The organism is Streptomyces palmae, assembly GCF_004684805.1.
Lineage (GTDB): Bacteria > Actinomycetota > Actinomycetes > Streptomycetales > Streptomycetaceae > Streptomyces > Streptomyces palmae.
The window spans coordinates 1-16,973 of sequence record NZ_SRID01000124.1; the positions used below are offsets into that span (position 1 = coordinate 1).

At 73.3% G+C, this 16,973-nt stretch carries 14 protein-coding genes, 1 pseudogene and 1 riboswitch; of the genes and pseudogenes, 5 read left to right on the forward strand and 10 right to left on the reverse strand.

The genetic code is table 11. The features are described from left to right. Positions 1-206: 206 nt before the first annotated feature. Both E4099_RS15235 and E4099_RS15240 read right to left on the reverse strand, forming a co-directional pair. Positions 207-659 (reverse strand): SRPBCC family protein, encoded by a 453-nt coding sequence (locus E4099_RS15235; RefSeq protein ID WP_135339593.1) that lies wholly within the window; start codon positions 657-659, stop codon positions 207-209. Positions 660-725: 66 nt separating this feature from the next. Continuing rightward, positions 726-1,520 (reverse strand): metallophosphoesterase family protein, encoded by a 795-nt coding sequence (locus E4099_RS15240; protein ID WP_135339594.1) that lies wholly within the window; start codon positions 1,518-1,520, stop codon positions 726-728. A gap of 267 nt (positions 1,521-1,787) precedes the next feature. Here E4099_RS15240 and E4099_RS15245 point away from each other — a divergent pair, with 267 nt between their 5' ends. After that, complete coding sequence (locus tag E4099_RS15245; protein WP_135339595.1) at positions 1,788-3,587, forward strand: AMP-dependent synthetase/ligase; 1,800 nt, start codon at positions 1,788-1,790, stop codon at positions 3,585-3,587. A gap of 288 nt (positions 3,588-3,875) precedes the next feature. On the opposite strand, the gene E4099_RS15250 is transcribed toward E4099_RS15245, so the two are convergent. Further along, on the reverse strand, positions 3,876-5,018 hold the full coding sequence (locus E4099_RS15250; RefSeq protein ID WP_135339596.1) for a glycosyltransferase family 4 protein: 1,143 nt from the start codon (positions 5,016-5,018) through the stop codon (positions 3,876-3,878). Between the two features lie 130 nt (positions 5,019-5,148). Here E4099_RS15250 and E4099_RS15255 point away from each other — a divergent pair. Continuing rightward, positions 5,149-5,750: pseudogene (locus E4099_RS15255) on the forward strand (MFS transporter); the annotation flags it as partial. Here the strand turns inward: E4099_RS15255 and E4099_RS15260 are convergent. Then, positions 5,705-7,132 (reverse strand): MATE family efflux transporter, encoded by a 1,428-nt coding sequence (locus E4099_RS15260; RefSeq protein ID WP_135339597.1) that lies wholly within the window; start codon positions 7,130-7,132, stop codon positions 5,705-5,707. The pseudogene E4099_RS15255 and the gene E4099_RS15260 overlap by 46 nt on opposite strands. Before the next feature lie 137 nt (positions 7,133-7,269). On the opposite strand from E4099_RS15260, the gene E4099_RS15265 reads away from it, so the two are divergent. Continuing rightward, entirely contained in the window at positions 7,270-7,830 is a 561-nt protein-coding gene (locus E4099_RS15265; protein WP_135339598.1) for a PadR family transcriptional regulator, read from the forward strand. Between the two features lie 30 nt (positions 7,831-7,860). On the opposite strand, the gene E4099_RS15270 is transcribed toward E4099_RS15265, so the two are convergent. The 5 genes from E4099_RS15270 to E4099_RS15290 form a co-directional block, all read right to left on the reverse strand. After that, the gene (locus E4099_RS15270; RefSeq protein ID WP_209446627.1) at positions 7,861-9,129 is read right to left on the reverse strand and encodes a gluzincin family metallopeptidase; all 1,269 of its coding nucleotides are present in this window, start codon (positions 9,127-9,129) and stop codon (positions 7,861-7,863) included. Between the two features lie 97 nt (positions 9,130-9,226). After that, on the reverse strand, positions 9,227-10,264 hold the full coding sequence (locus tag E4099_RS15275; protein ID WP_135339599.1) for a C40 family peptidase: 1,038 nt from the start codon (positions 10,262-10,264) through the stop codon (positions 9,227-9,229). 203 nt (positions 10,265-10,467) lie between these two features. After that, entirely contained in the window at positions 10,468-11,493 is a 1,026-nt protein-coding gene (locus tag E4099_RS15280; RefSeq protein ID WP_135339600.1) for a C40 family peptidase, read from the reverse strand. A gap of 305 nt (positions 11,494-11,798) precedes the next feature. Then, positions 11,799-13,169, reverse strand: coding sequence for an NYN domain-containing protein (locus E4099_RS15285; protein ID WP_135339605.1), 1,371 nt, complete (start codon positions 13,167-13,169; stop codon positions 11,799-11,801). A 19-nt stretch (positions 13,170-13,188) separates the two neighbouring features. Continuing rightward, entirely contained in the window at positions 13,189-13,434 is a 246-nt protein-coding gene (locus E4099_RS15290; protein ID WP_135339601.1) for a hypothetical protein, read from the reverse strand. A 464-nt stretch (positions 13,435-13,898) separates the two neighbouring features. On the opposite strand from E4099_RS15290, the gene E4099_RS15295 reads away from it, so the two are divergent. Continuing rightward, entirely contained in the window at positions 13,899-14,591 is a 693-nt protein-coding gene (locus E4099_RS15295; protein ID WP_135339602.1) for a rhomboid family intramembrane serine protease, read from the forward strand. A 37-nt stretch (positions 14,592-14,628) separates the two neighbouring features. Next, on the forward strand, positions 14,629-14,910 hold the full coding sequence (locus tag E4099_RS15300; protein ID WP_135339603.1) for an Lrp/AsnC family transcriptional regulator: 282 nt from the start codon (positions 14,629-14,631) through the stop codon (positions 14,908-14,910). Positions 14,911-14,977: 67 nt separating this feature from the next. Here the strand turns inward: E4099_RS15300 and E4099_RS15305 are convergent, their stop codons facing one another. Then, the gene (locus E4099_RS15305) at positions 14,978-16,375 is read right to left on the reverse strand and encodes an aminotransferase class V-fold PLP-dependent enzyme (protein WP_135339604.1); all 1,398 of its coding nucleotides are present in this window, start codon (positions 16,373-16,375) and stop codon (positions 14,978-14,980) included. Positions 16,376-16,562: 187 nt separating this feature from the next. Further along, a riboswitch (SAM riboswitch) is annotated at positions 16,563-16,680 on the reverse strand. Between the last annotated feature and the right edge of the window lie 293 nt (positions 16,681-16,973).

The window sequence follows — 16,973 nt, forward strand, 5'->3', positions numbered from 1 at the left end:
CCTCCTGGGGGCACCTCCTGGGGGCACCTCCCGGACGAAGTCTGGGGGAGAAGTCTGGGGGGAGAAGTCTGGAGGAGGGGTCTGGGGAGAACGGCGGACCGGCCACAACGAACCCGCAGTCCCAAGCCGAACCGTCAGTCCCCGGAAGGCACCCCGGCCGGCCGGCCCTCGGGAAGCACGGCGCCGGACCGGCCCCAACCGATTCGTCAGACCCCCGGCCGGGAGGCCTCCACCCGCTTCTTCAGGCCGGCCAGGGCACGGTCGATGATGACCTTCTCGGCCTTGCGCTTGATCATGCCGAGCATGGGGATCTTGACGTCCACGGTGAGCTGGTAGGTCACCTCGGTGTGCCTGCCGCCCGCGGCCGGGGCCAGGGTGTAGGAGCCGTCCAGGGCGCGCAGCATCTGGGACTTGACCAGGGACCAGCTGACCTGGTCGGTGCCGGTCCAGGTGTAGGCGAGGGTGTAGTCGTCCCGGATGGCGCCGGCGTCCAGCAGCATCCGCACCTGCTCGGCGCGGCCCTGCTCGTCCTTGGTCAGGACCTCGGCCTCCTTGACCTCTCCCGACCATTCCGGGTAGCGGTCGAAGTCGGCGATCACCGCCATCACGTCGGCCGGTGCCGCCTCGATCGTGATGCTCGAGCTGGTGTGTTCCGCCATCCCCGTGGCTCCTTCGTACCGTCCCGCCGACTGCTGTGCCTGCTGGTGCAGGCTACCGCGCGCGGCTCACCACTCCAGGGCCCAGGGTGTTCCGGTCGACGCGAAGTGGCCGACGTTGACGCACTCGGTGGCACCGATCCGCATCCGGCGGGCGAGCGGCTGGTGGACATGCCCGAAGAGGTGGTAGGCGGGGCGAAGGGTATGGACGGCGTCGAGCAGGGCGGAGCTGCCCCGTTCGAAGCGGCGGGCGACGGTGTCGTAGCAGAGCTCGGGGACGTCCGGGGGGATGTGGGTGCACAGCACGTCCACCTCGCCCAGGGCGGCGATCTTCGCGGCGTAGGTCTCGTCGTCGATCTCGTAGGGGGTGCGCATCGGGGTGCGCAGTCCGCCGCCGACGAAGCCGAAGACCCGGCCGCCTATCTCCACCCGCTCCCCGTCCAGCACCGAGGTGCCCGGGGCCGCGTACTCCGGCCACAGCCGGGGGATGTCGACATTGCCGTAGGTGGCGTACGTCGGCGTGGGGAAGGCGGCGAAGAGTTCGGCGTACTGCTTGCGCACCGCCTTCTCGATGACGGCCTCCCGTCCGCCGTCGACTCCCTGGGCCTCCTCCAGCCGGGCCCACAGGGCGCGCCCGAAGTCGCGGGCCTCGGTGAAACGGCGGGCGGTGCGCAGCGCCACGATCCGGTCCGCGTTGGCGACGCCGAACAGATCGGGGAAGATGCCGCGCGAGTGATCGGCGTAGTCGAGGAAAAGTACGAGGTCACCGAGGCAGATCAAGGCATCGGCGCCCTCGCCGGCGAGGGCGAGGTCCCGGCTGTTGCCGTGTACGTCACTGACCACGTGAACACGATGGCGGCGCATGCTGATCACCTTAAGTGGTCGCACGCGGCTGCCGGAAGGGCCCCTACCTGCGGTTACTTCCGAGTCACCGGTCATCTCGACTACGCTTCGCAGAGCAGAGTCGCGGTGTGTGACACATAAAACATCTGGGGACGAACCCCTATCCCGGAACCCATACCGATGGGTAACGTACCGGGCCGTCCACCACCCCCATTGCCTGATCATGGACCGCAGCCGACGCACAGCCCACAGAGTCGTGGCGCCGGCGCCCGACGAGGAGCACCAGTCTTGCGCGAGTTCAGCCTTCCGGCCCTCTACGAGGTCCCGGCCGATGGCAACCTGACGGACCTCATCCGCCGCAACGCCGCCCAGCATCCCGATGTGGCGGTCGTCGGCCGCAAGGTCGACGGTCAGTGGCAGGACGTGTCCGCGACCCAGTTCCTCGCCGAGGTGCGCGCCGCCGCCAAGGGCCTGATCGCCTCCGGGGTCCAGCCGGGCGACCGGGTGGGGCTGATGTCCCGCACCCGCTACGAGTGGACTCTGCTGGACTTCGCCATCTGGAGCGCGGGCGCGATCACCGTGCCGGTGTACGAGACCAGCTCGGCCGAGCAGATCCAGTGGATCCTCAGCGACTCGGGCGCGGTCGCCTGCGTGGTGGAGACCACCGGCCACGAGACCTCGGTGGAGTCGATCCGGGACAGCCTGCCGGCGCTGAAGAACCTCTGGCGGATCGAGGGCGGCGACGCGATCAAGCAGCTCACCACCGCCGGCGCCGACGTGTCGGACGCGCTGGTGGACGAGCGCAGCTCGCTGGCGAACGCCGACTCGCCGGCCACCATCGTCTACACCTCGGGCACCACCGGCCGCCCCAAGGGCTGCGTGCTCTCGCACCGCAGCTTCTTCGCCGAGTGCGGCAACGCGGTGGCCCGGCTCAAGCCGATCTTCGGCACCGGTGAGGCGTCGATCCTGCTGTTCCTGCCCGAGGCGCACGTCTTCGGCCGGCTGGTGGAGATCGCGGCGGTGCTGGCCCCGATCAAGCTGGGGCACGTGGGCGACATCAAGACGCTCACCGACGAGCTGGCCTCCTTCCGGCCGACGCTGGTGCTGGGCGTGCCGCGGGTCTTCGAGAAGGTCTTCAACGCGGCGCGGGCCAAGGCGCAGGCGGACGGCAAGGGCAAGATCTTCGACAAGGCCGTCGACACGGCCATCGCCTACAGCCAGGCCCTGGACACCGCCTCCGGCCCGTCGCTGGGGCTGCGGATCAAGCACAAGATCTTCGACCGGCTGGTGTTCAGCAAGCTGCGCGCGGTGCTGGGCGGCCGGGCCACCCACGCCATCTCCGGCGGTGCCCCGCTGGGCGCCCGGCTGGGGCACTTCTACCGCGGCATCGGCTTCACGGTGCTGGAGGGCTACGGCCTGACCGAGTCCTGCGCGGCCACCACCTTCAACCCCTGGGACCGCCAGAAGATCGGCACGGTGGGCCAGCCGATGCCGGGCACGGTGGTGCGGATCGCGGACGACGGCGAGGTGCTGCTCCACGGCGACCACCTGTTCACCGAGTACTGGAACAACCCGGCGGCCACCGCGGAGGCGCTGTCCGACGGCTGGTTCCACACCGGTGACGTCGGCACCCTGGACGAGGACGGCTACCTCACCATCACCGGCCGGAAGAAGGAGATCCTGGTGACGGCGGGCGGCAAGAACGTCGCCCCGGCGGTCATCGAGGACCGGATCCGGGCGCACGCACTGGTCGCCGAGTGCATGGTGGTCGGCGACGGCCGGCCGTTCGTGGGCGCGCTGGTCACCATCGACGAGGAGTTCCTGCCGCGCTGGCTGGCGGAGCACGGCAAGCCCGCCGGTACCACCGCGGCCGAGCTGCGCGAGGACCCGGACCTGCTGGCCGCGATCCAGGAGGCGGTGGACGACGGCAACGCGGCGGTCTCGCGGGCCGAGTCGGTGCGCAAGTTCCGCATCCTGCCCAGCCAGTTCACCGAGGACTCGGGGCATGTGACGCCCTCGCTGAAGCTCAAGCGGAACGTGGTGGCCAAGGACTTCGCGGCCGACATCGAGGCGATCTACCAGCGCTGAGCATCCGTACGCCCCGGGGCCGTGCACCGAGCACGGCCCCGGGGCGTTTCGGCTGCGGACGAGGGCGGGTGAGGGTTCCGGCGGAGCCGTCACCCGCCTTCCGCCACTGGTGACCTGAGCGCCCTTCAGGGATGGGGCACGGACCGGCGCCCAGCCTTGGCCGCTCCGGTTAGGCAGGCCCTAGCCGCTCCGGTTCCGCGCGCGTTGAGCGCTCCGGCCGCTCCAGCTCCGCAGGCCCTGACCGCTCCGGCGCGGTACCGGCCCGGTGCCGGGGACGGGCGCCCAGGGTCACAGCAGTTGCTTGAGCCGATCGGCGAGCAGGTCCCAGCGCCAGCGCTCCTCCACCCAGGCCCGGCCCCGCTCCCCCATGCGGTGGCGCAGCTCCGGGTCGCGCAGCAGGGCGGTGATCCGTTCGGCGCTCTCCGCCACGGAGTCGCCGGGCACCACCCAGCCGGTCTCGCCCTCGAGGACCGCGTCCGGGGCGCCGCCCGAGTCGCCGGCGACGACCGGCAGTCCGGTGGCCGAGGCCTCCAGGTAGACGATGCCGAGCCCCTCCACGTCCAGTCCGCCGCGGCGGGTCCGGCAGGGCATGGCGAAGACGTCGCCGGCACCGAAGTGGGCGGGCAGCTCCGCCCAGGGCACCTCGCCGGTGAAGCGCACCGAACCGGCGACCCCGGTGCGTGTCGCGAGCCTCGCCAGCTCGTCGGCGTACGGTCCGCCGCCGACGATCAGCAGCACCGCGTCCGGGACCTCGCGCAGGATCCGCGGCATGGCCCGGATCAGGGTGTCCTGGCCTTTGCGGGGCACCAGCCGGGAGACGCAGACCACCACCGGGCGGTCGGTCAGGCCGAGCCGGGCCCGTACCTCGTGCCCGCCGGAGTCCGGGTGGAAGGTCTTCTCGTCCACGCCGGGGGTGAGCTGCACCATGCGGGCGGCGGCGGCCGGGGTGAGTGCGCCGGCGATCCGGGACCTGGTGTACTCGCCCAGGTAGGTGATGGTGTCGGTGCCCTCTCCGATGCGGCGCAGCAGGGTGCGGGCGGCGGGCAGTTGGGCCCAGCCCGCCTCGTGGCCGTGGGTGGTGGCGACCAGCCGGGCGGCGCCGGCGCGGCGCAGCGCCGGGGCCATCAGGCCGAGTGGGGCGGCGGCCCCGAACCACACCGAGCGGCAGCCGTGTTCGCGCAGCAGCCCGGCGGCCCGGCGGGTGACCCGCGGGGTGGGCAGCAGCATCGTGGTGTGGTCCCGGACCACCTGGAACGGCTGCTCGGCGTCGAACCGCGCGGTGGCCTCGGCGCCCTCCCGGCCGCGCTTCCAGGTGGAGGCGTAGACGACGATCTTCGCCGGGTCCAGGCGCAGCGCGATGTTGTGCAGGAACGACTGGATGCCGCCCGGACGGGGCGGGAAGTCGTTGGTGACGATCAGGGTCTTGTGCATCGCCGCCGACAGTACCCGGTACGGGTCGCCGAGGCCGGGCGCCGCCCACCGGGCAGGCCCGGCCGCTCGGCCCCCTGGGCATTCCGCTGCTCGCGGCCGTCGCCTTCCTGCTCGGCCTCGGCGGGCTCGGCTCCGCCCGGCGGCCGGGAACGTCGCCTTCCTCGCGGTGGAGACCGTCCTCGCCCTCTTCGCGCACGACCGCCTCGGCATCGACACCTACGGCTTCGGCCTGCTTCTCACGGCGGAGGCCGCCGGCGGCCTGCTCGGTGCGGGCATCGCCTCCTCCCTTGGCCGACGGCTCGGCACCGGCACCGCACTGACCTGCACAGCCGCCGTCGAAGGACTTGCCATCCTGGGCCTGGCCGCCGCCCCGAACCCGTACGTGGCCGGGCTGGCGCTCGCCGTCTGCGGGACCGGCATGGGCGCCACGATGGTGCTCGGGCCCTCCCTCCGGCAGGCGATCGTCCCGGCCCACCTCATGGGCCGGGTCGCCTCCACCTCCCACATGCCGGCCATGTGCGCAGCCCCCGTCGGGGCCTTTCCTCGGCGGCTGGCTGGCCACCACCCGCGACGTCCGCACCCCGCTCTACGCCGCCGGCGTCCTCCTCCTGGCGATGACCGCCGTCACGGTGTCCATGACCAGCAACCGCCGGGTCGAAGCGGCGCTGCGGGCCGCCGCTTAAGGATCACTCCAAGGACGCCGTCCAGGAGGGGGCGCCCGACGTGTCGTGATGCCTGCCGCGAAGGCGTCCGGTCGGCTCGGGGTGCCGTGGCAGCCACCGGAACATACCGAGCACGGCGGCGCACTGGAGTGCCGCGCTCAGCGCCATCGCCAGGCAGATCCCGGGCAGCCCGAGTCCGGAGAACGCGTGGGCGAGCGGCAGCTGTACCGCCACCCCGACCAGGGTGACGCGCATCAGCCGCGGGCTGGCGCCGCTCGCCTCGAACACTCCGCCGAGTGCGATATAGCAGGCCAGCAGGGTCAGGTACGGGCCCAGGCAGCGCAGGTAGAGCGCTCCGGCGGCGGCCACCTCGGGCGCCGCGCCGAAGGCCCGCATCACCCAGGGGGCCAGGAGCAGCAGGGCGAGGGCCGCACCCGCGCCGAACCCGGCGCCCAGCAGCAGCGCCTGCCGTCCGATGGCGGGACGCTCATCGGGGCGGTCAGGGTGCTCGGGGCCGGCCTGCGCGGCGGCGCGGGCGCCGAGGTGGTGCGCGGTGTGGATGGCGGCGGCCTGGCGTATCGCGTAGAAGCCCATGGTGGCCAGGTACATCGCCTTGGTGGCGATGCCGTAGCCGGCGATGGCGGTGGTGCCGAGCCGGGCCACGATCGCCACCAGAACCAGCGAGCCGGTCATCCGTACCAGGAAGTCACCGGACATCGGCAGCCCGGTGGCGACCGTGCGCCGCAGCCCGGTGGGCAGGGAGTGCGCGGGCCGCGCCGGACGCGCCTGGCGGAGCACCGGGTTGCGGCGGAGCGCCAGCCAGCCGGCGGCGAGTGCGACCGAGCGCCCCAGCACGGTGGCGAGCGCGGCGCCCCGCACCCCCAGTTCGGGCAGTGCCGCCGGGCCGAAGATCAGCAGCGGGTCCAGCACCAGGATCAGCCCGTTGGCCAGCAGGGCGAGCCGCATCGGGGTGCGGGTGTCGCCGGCGCCCTTGAGCACGCCGTCCAGCTGGTTCTGGGCGAAGAACACCGCCATACCGGGCAGTGAGATGGCGAAATAGCCAACGGTCAGAGCGAGTTCGGGGCTCCCGGAACCGCCGCCGAGCACCAGGTGGGCCAGCGGTTCGCGCAGCGCCCAGCCGCCGGCCGCCACCACCGGGGCGAGCAGCGCGCACAACGCCCAGCCGCCGCGGACCGCGGCGCGCACCCCGGCCGGGTCCCGGGCGCCGACCGCCCGGGCGACCAGCACGGTGGTGCCGGAGCCGGCCATCAGGGCCACGCCGAGCAGCACGTTCTCCACATTGCCGGCGATCGCCACCGCGGCGACGGCCGCTCCGCCGAGCCGGGCGACCCAGAGCATGTTGACGATTCCGGTGACCACGCCGGCGAGCAGTTCGACATAGACCGGGCCGGCCAGGGCGAGCAGCCGGGTGCGGTGGGAGTCCGAAGCCATGGCACTACCTCTCATTACCTCTCATCACCGAGATTCGATACCTCGATTCGATGTACAGCGTTGAGAGGTATCATGGCCGCGGCAGTGCCGCAAGGGCGGTGCCGGTGCGGCACCGGGCGGGCGAAGGGGCGGCGGGCATGCTGGAGTTGACGATCCTGGGCTTCCTGTACGAGGAGCCGCTGCACGGCTATGAGCTGAAGGAGCGCATCAAGGGCCTGAGCGGACACGTCCGCCCGGTCAGCGACGGCGCGCTCTACCCGGCCATCAACCGCCTGGCCAGGAACGGCCTGCTGGAACAGCACACCGACCCGGGGGCGGGGGCCGCACCGCGCCGGGTGCTGTCGCTGACCGAGGCCGGCCGCGCGGCACTGCTGGACCGGCTGCGCGCCCCCAAGGACGCGGAGATCACCGACGGCCAGCGGTTCTTCACCTTGCTGGCGTTCCTGCGGCATCTGCCCGACCCCGCCGAACAGGCGGCGGTGCTGCGCCGCCGGCAGGAGTTCCTGGAGATGCCGACCAGCTTCTTCTACCGCGAGGGCACCCCGGTGCGGGCGGAGCAGGAGCCGGACGTCTTCCGCCAGGGCATGCTGCGGATCGCCCGCGCCACCGGCACCGAGGAGAAGGCCTGGCTGGCCGAGACCCTGCGCACTCTGGAGGCGGCCGCACGGGCATCCGAGGCCGGCGCCGGCGGCGAGTGACGCGCCACGCCGTCTCAAGGCATCCCGAGGTCAGTTCTCGCTCAGCGCCTGCGCCACATAGGCCCGCCACAGCAGCCGGAACTGCCCCGGCTCCACTCTCAGCACCGTGAGCAGCGCCGCGTTCAGCGCGTCCGTCCGGTCCCTGGCGGGGCCGGTGCCGACGGCCCGGTAGAGGTCGACCAGCTTCTGCTCGCCCCAGCGGTCGGCGATCATCCGGCAGGCCAGCCAGCCCTCCTCGTACGCCCGGGCCAGCGCGTCCGGGTCGGTGCCGAAGCGGAAGTCCTCGGTGCGCGGCAGTTCCAGCGGCGGTTCGCCCCCGTCCACCGCGCGGGCCAGTTCGGGCGCGATGTCGCGCGGGGTGCGGCCGGTGTCCCGGTAGGCCACCCAGTCGGCGAAGCCCTCGGAGAGCCACAGCGGGGTGGACTCGGTGGTGTAGGCGCGGGTGGCGACATGCGCCGCCTCATGGGTCATCACCACCTGGCGGCCCAGGTCGCCGAGGACCGGGTACGCCTCCGGGTTGACGATCACCCGGTCCGCGGGCGCGGCCCCGGCGCCGCCCACCTCGCCGGTGGTGACCGCCGCGATCCCCCGGTAGCCGGATGCCGAGTCCGCGCCCAGCAGTGCCGCCATCCGGTCCAGCGAGGAGGGCACCTGGACCACCACCCGGCCCGCCCAGCTCTCGCCCCAGGCCCCGGCCACGGCGGGCACCGCGGTGTCGGCGGTGCGGGCGATGGCGCGCAGCCGGGTGGGGTCCTGTCCGACCCCCAGCACCAGGCTGTGCCGGCCGCGCACCACCCGTACCGTGCCCTGGTCCCACAGCTGCTGGGGGGCGCCGCGCCGGCCGCCGTCGGCGGCCACGTACCAGTGCCCGGAGCGGCGGACCAGGGTCAGGTACTGGCTGCTGACCACCGGCACGGTGTCGTATCCGGTGATGCGGTAGCGCAGTTCGACCCGGGCGGCGATCCGGTGGCCCGGGCCGGCGACCGGCCGGAAGCCGCCGGTCTCGCCGAGCCGGTAGCTCCAACTGCGCAGCGGCACCTTGGCCAGGTTGCCGAAGACCCGGCGCTGGCCGGCGCGGTAGCCCTGGGTGCCGGGGTCCACGGTGGCCAGGAAGGCGGCGGCGTCCTTGTCCCGTACCGCCGCGGCCCGGCGGTCCAGCATCCGCTGGATGTCCGCCCGGTCGGGGGTCTCCGCGGACTGGTCACCGCATCCGGTGAGGGTGGCGGCGAGCAGCACACAGCTCAGCACCGGACCCCGCGCCGCCCGCCATCCACCCGTCCACCACCGCTGACCTGCCACGCCCTAGATCGTACGAGCCGCCGGTGGCCGGCCGTGCCCGGTGCGGGATCTCGTCCGGATCCGGTCCCCGCACCGAAAGCCGGTCCCCCGCCCGGGCCTACGGCCGGGTGACCGAGGCGATCGGCATCATGCCCACCGGGTCGTAGCGCACCCGCGCCCCCGGATGGGGTGCGTGGATCACCTGGCCGCGGCCCGCGTAGATCGCCACATGGCTGGCGTCGGAGCGGTAGACCACCAGGTCGCCGGGGCGCGCCTGGGAGAGCGGGACCTGGCGGCCGGCGAACCGCTGGGCCTGCGAGGTGCGGGGGATCTCCACCCCGGCGCGGCGGTACGCCCACTGGGTCAGCCCGGAGCAGTCGAAGGCACCGGGCCCGCTGCGCCCCCAGGCGTACGGCGCGCCGACCGCCTGCCGCGCGGCCAGCAGCGCCGCGGCGCCCCGGGAACTCAGGCCCTCGGTCGCGGCCAGGCCGGGCGGGGCGGGCACCGGTTGGGCGCCGCCGAGGGTGTAGGCGGCCCGTTCGGCCGCGGGGAGCGCGTCCAGCACCTGGCGGGCGGCGGCCAGCCGGCGCTGCACGGCCCGCTTGTGGCGGGCCGCCGCGGCCCGGCTGTCGGCGAGTTGGGACAGCTTGCCGCCGGCCTCGGCGCGCTGCCGCTGGAGGGCGTGCAGGGCGCCGCGCAGCAGGTGCAGCCCGCCGGACTGCTGGTGGCCGATCCGCTCCAGGGTGGCGGCCCGGTCCAGGTAGCTGTCCGGGTCGGCGGACAGGAGCAGGGCCACACCGGGGTCCACTCCGCCCGAGCGGTACTGCGCCCCGGCCAGGGCGCCCAGCGCGTCCCGCATCCGGTTGACCCGCTCCTGACCGCGCGCCACCTCGTCCTGGAGCAGGGACACTTCACGGCGCAGCCGGGTGGCGCGCTCGTCCGCCGCGTTGTAGCGCTCGGTGGCGCGTTCCGCCTGGGTGTAGAGGCGGGCCAGCGTGCGCTGGGCGGAGGGCGCACCGGCGCCGGGGACGGCGGGCTCGGCGGAGGCCGGGCAGGCCGCGAGCGCCGCGGCCGCGGACACGGCCGCGGACACGGCGGTCACCCGCGCCGCCTGACCGACGCCGGAGCGGGCTGAGGGACGGCGATGGGATGCCACGGGACGCCGCACTCCTTCCACTGCTCGACTGCTCGGGGAGGACTGAGCGCAGAGAGTAGTCGCACGGCTACGCCCAGGTCCAAGCGCGGGCGCCGTGCACACAAACCGACGCCCCGCCCGAGACGCAGGTCACCGGCGGGGCGAGGGGTGGCTGGGGGCGACGCGGATTCGCCCGGACGGGCGTCTCGCGGGGCGCTGGGCCTTTAGATCCGGACGCCGAACATGAACGGCATGTTGTCCATGGACTCGTAGCGCACGTTGGCGCCGGGCTTCGGGGCGTGCAGCACCTGGCCGTTGCCCGCGTACAGGCCGATGTGGTGCAGGTCGCTGTAGAAGAGCACCAGGTCGCCGGGCTTGAGCTCGCTCCGCCCGATGCGGGTGCCGTTGTTGGCCTGGTCCTGGGAGGTGCGGTCCAGCTGCACGTTCGCCTGCGCGTAGGCCCAGGAGGTCAGGCCGGAGCAGTCGAAGGAGCTCGGGCCGGTCGCACCCCAGACGTACGGGGCGCCGATCTTGGTCTTGGCGGCGGCCAGCGCGGCGGCGGCGCGGTTGGAGGTCGGCGCGTCGCTGCCCAGGTCCACCCGCTCGCTGGAGGAGCGGTTGGCACGCTGCTCCTTGGCGGCCAGCTCCGCGCGCTCCTTGGCGGAGAGGGTGTTCAGCAGCTGCTGCGCCTTGGCGAGCTTCCCCTGGATCTCGGTCTTCTTCTCGCCGAGCGACTTGCGGGTGGCGGCCAGGTCCTTGAGCTTGGTGGAGGCCTCGGTGCGCTGCTGCTGGAGGGTGCGCTGCTTCTCGCCGATCTTCCGCAGCGAGCTGGCCTGCTTGCTGCTGATCTGGTCGAGGGCGGACGCCTTGTCCAGGTAGTCGTCCGGGTCCGAGGAGAGCAGCAGCTGCACGGAGGGGTCGATGCCGCCGGCGCGGTACTGCGCGGTGGCCATCGCGCCGAGGCCGTCGCGGAGCTTGTTCAGCTCGCCCTGCCCGCGCGCCACCTTGTCCTGGAGCTCGCCGACCTGCTTCTCCAGCGTCTCCTGGCGGGACTTGGCGCCGTTGTACTTCTCGGTCGCCTGCTCCGCCTGCTCGTAGAGCTTGTCGACCTGTGCCTTGACCTCTTCCTTGGACTGCTTGGGCGCGGCGTTGGCACCGTGGGCGGAGAGCGCCACGGCAGCTGCGGCGGTCGCGGTGAGCACGGTCACCCGGGTACGGCTCGGCTGCTTCGGTCGACGGTGGGACGCCACGGAGGCGAGCTCCTTCTTCCTCCAGCCGCCTACCGGGTGTTGTGGGGGCAAGACCCCGGCTCCGCTGGCACGCCGCGGACTCGGCGGTACCCCCACTGCCATCCCCGATGGATGATCAACCGCGCGGAGGTTCGACGCCGACCTTAGTGACCTCCCCGTGATCCCTTCAAATCTCGTCGGGAAAAAACATCGTCAGGCCACACATCTTTTACCAACATCGTACAGACGGTGACCAGGAGTTGACTGTGCGGTAACAAAATCGGGCGGTTCCCGTCCGGGGCACACCCCGGACGGGAGGGCCGGATCTAGACCCGGGCAAGTCGCTTGAGCAGCAGGGCGGATGCCACCGGGCGGGCGCCGGCCTTCGCCACACCGTCCGCCACCTCCCGGTCGGTGGAGACCACCACCACCGGCCGACCGGGCGGCTCGGCCCGCACCAGCTGCCGGATCAACTCGTCCGCGGTGACGCCCGGCTTGCTGAACAGCACCCGCACCCCGCGCGGCGGCGCCAGCAGCACCGGGGTCGCCAGCTCCGCGCCGTCGAACACACAGGTCATCTCGGCGCCGGTCTGCGCCGCCAGCACCGCGAGCCCGCCCAGCAGCCGCAGCCGCTGCTTCTCCAGGGGCATGGTGGGGTAGCCGGTCTTGGTGACGTTGTAGCCGTCCACCACCAGATGCGCCTGCGGCAGCGCCAGCAGCTGGTCGAGCAGCGCCGGATCGGTCTCCGACAGGGCGCGCCGGGCGATGTCCTTGGGCGTCATCTTCCCCGGCTCCAGGGCGTCCACGGTGTCCGCGGGACGGGTGGAGGCGGGCGGCAGGGCCAGCTCCCGGCGCAGCCCCTGCGCCGACTCCAGCAGGGTGTCCAGCAGCAGCCGCACCCGCATGTCCTCCACGCTGCGGCCCTCCCGGGCGGCCCGCCGGCTGGCCTCCAGCGCCGACTCGGCCTCCGCGAGCCGGGCCCGCAGCCGCCGGGCCTCGCCGTCCGCCGCGGCCTGCTGGGCGGTGCCGAGCGCCCGTACCGACTCCAGCTCGCCTTCCACCCTGCGCAGCGCGGCCTCACCCCGCCTGACGTCGCTGAGCGCGCTGCGCAGCTTGCGGTGCAGACCGTCGGCCTCCTTGCGGGCGGCCTCCAGCTCGGCCCGGACCCGCTCGGCCTCCGCGCGGGCCTGCGCCCGGACCTGGGCGAGCTCCTCGCGCAGCCGGCCCAGTTCGCGCTCGGTCTCCTCACCGACCCGCTCGGCGTGCGCCCGCTGGGCCTCCTCGCCGGCGGCCTCCACCAGCTTGACCCAGCCCGCGGGCCGCAGCACATAGGCGAGCGCGGCCACCTCGGCCGGATCGGCCGCGGCGGGCGGCGAGCCGCCCTCGATGGCCTCGGCGAGTTCGGTGTGCGCCTCACGCAGCAGGGTGGCGATACGCTGCCGGAAGACGGGGGCGCTCTCCACCGCCGCGGCCATCGCGGTACCGGCGAACTTGGCCCTGCGGGTCGGCGTGAAGCGGGCGTACTGCCGCAGCTGCGGTGGGAGTTCGGTGAGCGTCAGACCGCCGAAGGCCTCGGCGACCAGCGCCACCACCCGGCGCCGCACCCCTTCCGGCAGGGGACGGTCCAGCGACTCGACGGCACCGGCGCCCTCGCGCTCGACACCATCGGCCGGTTCCGGGCCGTCCGTCCGTTCCACCACCTGTCACCGCTCCTTCTCAGGCGCTCGCGCCGGCACCCGGGCGGTCGACCAGCTCGACCTGGTCGACCGCGTCGCACCAGCGGCAGCGCACCGACTCGATCCGCTCCTCGACGACCTTGCGCTCCTCGACCGTCGGCTCCCCCGCGAGATCCACGTGGACGTACTCGACGACCTTGGACCGGCGGGTCACATCGAAGCGGGTGAGGTTACCGCACAGCGTGCAGCGCCACCGGGTCCCGTCGGTCGGCTGGGGAACGGCCATCGTTCGTCCTCTCTCTGACTTCCTCCGGGTTTCCCGGTCCGCGCGGGTTCCACATCGGCACCGGCCGGGCGGGGCGCCGGTGCGGCGCGTTCTCGGGGTGCCGCATGTGAGCCATGCCGCGTGCTGTCACCCTACGGCCTGCGGGGCACCCGGCGCCGGGGACCGCCCATCTACCAGGGAAGAGCGGGACTCCTCGCGGAGCGCTTGCTTCGATCGACCGAGGGTGGCGAAGCGCTTCCTTCGAGGGTGGTGGTGGGTGACGGAAGGGAGGCGCGAAGGGCTTCCGCTGAGGGCGGCGGTGGGCGACGGGAGGCGCGAGGGAGGCGCGAAGCGCTTCCTTCGAGGGTGGCGGTGGGCGACGGAAGGAGGGAGGCGGCGCGAAGCGCTTCCTTCGAGGGTGGCGGTGGGCGACGGGAGGGCGAGGCGCTCTGTGCAGGTTCCGCCCGGTACGCCATCATCTGCCCATGATCGAGACGCCCGCAGCTCCCGTCCGTCCCCTGGTGACGTACACCCTGATCGGCGGCTGCGCGCTGGTCTTCCTGCTGGGGCCGGCCTCCGGACTCGACCCCCGCTACGGCACCGGCGAACGGCTGCGGCAGGCGCAGCACGCCTACTTCGAACACTGGGGGGTGGTGCCGTACGACCTGTGGCACGGCGCCGGTCTCGCGGCGCTCAGCCCGCTCACCGCACTCTTCGTCCACGCCAACTGGCTGCACCTGCTGGGCAACATGCTGTTCCTGTACGTCTTCGGCGCGATGGCCGAGGAGCGCATGGGGCGGCTGCGGTTCGCGCTGTTCTACCTGGTCACCGGCTATCTGGCACTGTCCGGTTACGCCGCGGCGCACGCCGGCTCCACCCAGAGCCTGGTGGGCGCCTCCGGGGCGATCTCCGGCGTGCTGGGCGCCTTCCTGTGGCTCTTCCCGAGGGCGCGGGTGACCAGCCTCTTCCCGTTTCTGCTGTTCCTGCCGCTGCGGTTCCCCGCCTGGCTGGTGCTGATCTTCTGGTTCGCGCTCCAGTGGCTCGCGGTCGGGCAGACCAGGGACCGGCCCGGGGTGGCGTACCTGGCCCACCTGGTGGGCTTCACCCTGGGCTTCCTCTACGCCTGGACACGGTTCGGAGGCGCGTCGCGGCGCCGGAGAGCGCCTTCGCTAGAGTGAACAGCGCACCCGGGCCCAGTGAGGGAGACAGTCCACCGTGATCACCGCGATCGTGCTCATCAAGACCAGCGTCGACCGGATCCCCGAGATCGCCGAGACGATCGCCTCCCTGGAAGGGGTCAGCGAGGTGTACTCGGTCACCGGCGCCCACGATCTGATCGCCATGGTCCGGGTGGCCCGGCACGACGACCTGGCGGACGCCATCCCGGGCCGGATCAACAAGGTGCCCGGCGTCGCCTCCACCGAGACCCATGTCGCCTTCCGCACCTACTCCCAGCACGACCTGGAAGCGGCCTTCGCCATCGGCCTGGAGGGCTGAGCCCGGCCCGGGCGCTCCCCCGGGCCCGGCGGTGGCTGGGTGGGCCCCCTCAGCCCACCCAGCCTGTTCAGTCCCGCTCGGCCCAGTCCGGCACACAGCGGCCGTTCTCCGTCCGGTAGCTCCCCCGCGCGCCGTCGCGGACCAGTTCCCGCACCGCGGCGGTGAACCGTTCGACGTGCTCACGCGGGGTGCCCGCGCCGAAGCTCACCCGGATCGCGTCGAGCCTCCTGCCGCCGGCCGGGGCGTCGGGGGCGCCGCACTCCCCCGGTTCGCCCGGATCGGCGCCGAGCAGGGTGCGTACCAGCGGGTGGGCGCAGAACAGGCCGTCCCGCACCCCGATCCCGTACTCCGCGGAGAGGGCCGCAGCGAAGTGCGAGCTGTTCCAGCCCTCCACCACGAAGGAGATCACCCCCACCCGGGAGGGGGTCGCGCTGCCCGGCTCCTCGTCGAAGAGCGAGAGCACCCGCACCCCGGGCACCTCCGCCAAGCCCTTGCGGACCCGGTCGATCAGGTCCTGCTCGTGCGCCACCAGGTTCCGGAACCCGGCCTCGGTCAACGCCCGGCAGGCCGCGGCGATCGCGTACGCCCCGATCACATTGGGCGATCCTGCCTCGTGCCGGGCGGCACCGGTGTGCCACTCCACGTCCACCCCGCCGTCCGCACGGCGGGTCACGCTGCGGCTGGCCCCGCCGCCGGCCAGGTACGGCTCCGCGTCCCGCAGCCAGTCCGCCCGCCCGGCCAGCACCCCGGCCCCGAACGGCGCGTACAGCTTGTGCCCGGAGAAGGCCACCCAGTCCACGTCCCAGCCGGCCGTGTCCACCGGGTGATGGGGCGCCAACTGCGCGGCGTCCAGCACGATCCGGGCCCCGTGCGCGTGAGCGGCGGCGGCCAGTTCGCGCACCGGCCACAGTTCCCCGGTGACGTTGGAGGCACCGGTGACGCAGACCAGCGCGGGGCCGTGGGGCTCTCGGGCGGCGAGGGCGCGCTCCAGGGTCTCCACCGCCTCGCGGTGCGAGCGGGGCGCGGGCAGGCAGGTCACCGCCAGGTCGGCGCGGCGCCCCCAGGGCAGCAGTGCCGCATGGTGCTCGGTCTCGAACACGAACGCCCTGGTCCCGACGGGGAGCGCGGCGGCCAGCAGGTTGAGCGAGTCGGTGGTGGAGCGGGTGAAGACCACCTGGTCGTCGGCCCGGCAGCCGAGGAAGTCCGCCACCTCCCGGCGGCTGGCCTCGAACAGGTCGGTGGAGAGCTGGGAGAGGTAGCCGGCCCCGCGATGCACACTGCCGTAGTAGGGGGCGTAGGCGGCGACCTCGTCCCAGACCCGCTGGAGGGCCGGGGCGCTGGCGGCGTAGTCCAGGGCGGCGTAGACGACCTCCTCACCGGTGACCAGCGGCACTCGAACATCTCGCCCCAGAACGGGCAGTGGGGCGCAAACCGGCGACTCGGTGGCAGCGGTGGAGACGGACATGGCGAACTCCCATGGGACAGCAGGCGAACTCACCGCGTGAGGGCGCGCACGGCGGCAGCCGGAAGAGGGCGCGCGGCGGCGAAGAAGAGGAAGGGTGGTACGCGGAACAGGGCCTGAGCAGGCCCTAGCGCATTCGCTTGCTCACGAGACGGCTCCCTTGAGGACCAGGACCCCGGGGATTGCGAGGGGTCCGCGCTTGCCGCGGGCCTTGCTGCCCGCGACCTGGTCATCACCCGGGGCACCCCGCCACGGACGGAGGGTTGCCGGACAGCGGGCCGGGGCCGTAGTCGCTGTCACTCGTGACCTGGGCGGCATTATGCCAAACGATCAGCGGCCCGCACCCCACCGTCCACATCCCGGACACGCCCTGCGGCAGCTCCCCGCGCCCCAAAGGGGCGCTGGGGGCACCCCCGGACGGAGTCTGGGGGTGGGGCACTCCCCCTGGCTTCGCCGGGAGTTCCCCGCGCCCCAAAGCTTTGGGGCGCTGGGGGTCCCCCCGGACGGAGTCTGGGGGAGGAACTGCGCGATCAGCCACAACGGACCCGCAGCCACAGCAGAACGCTCACCCGTTGCTCACTCGTTGCTCACCCGCACCCAC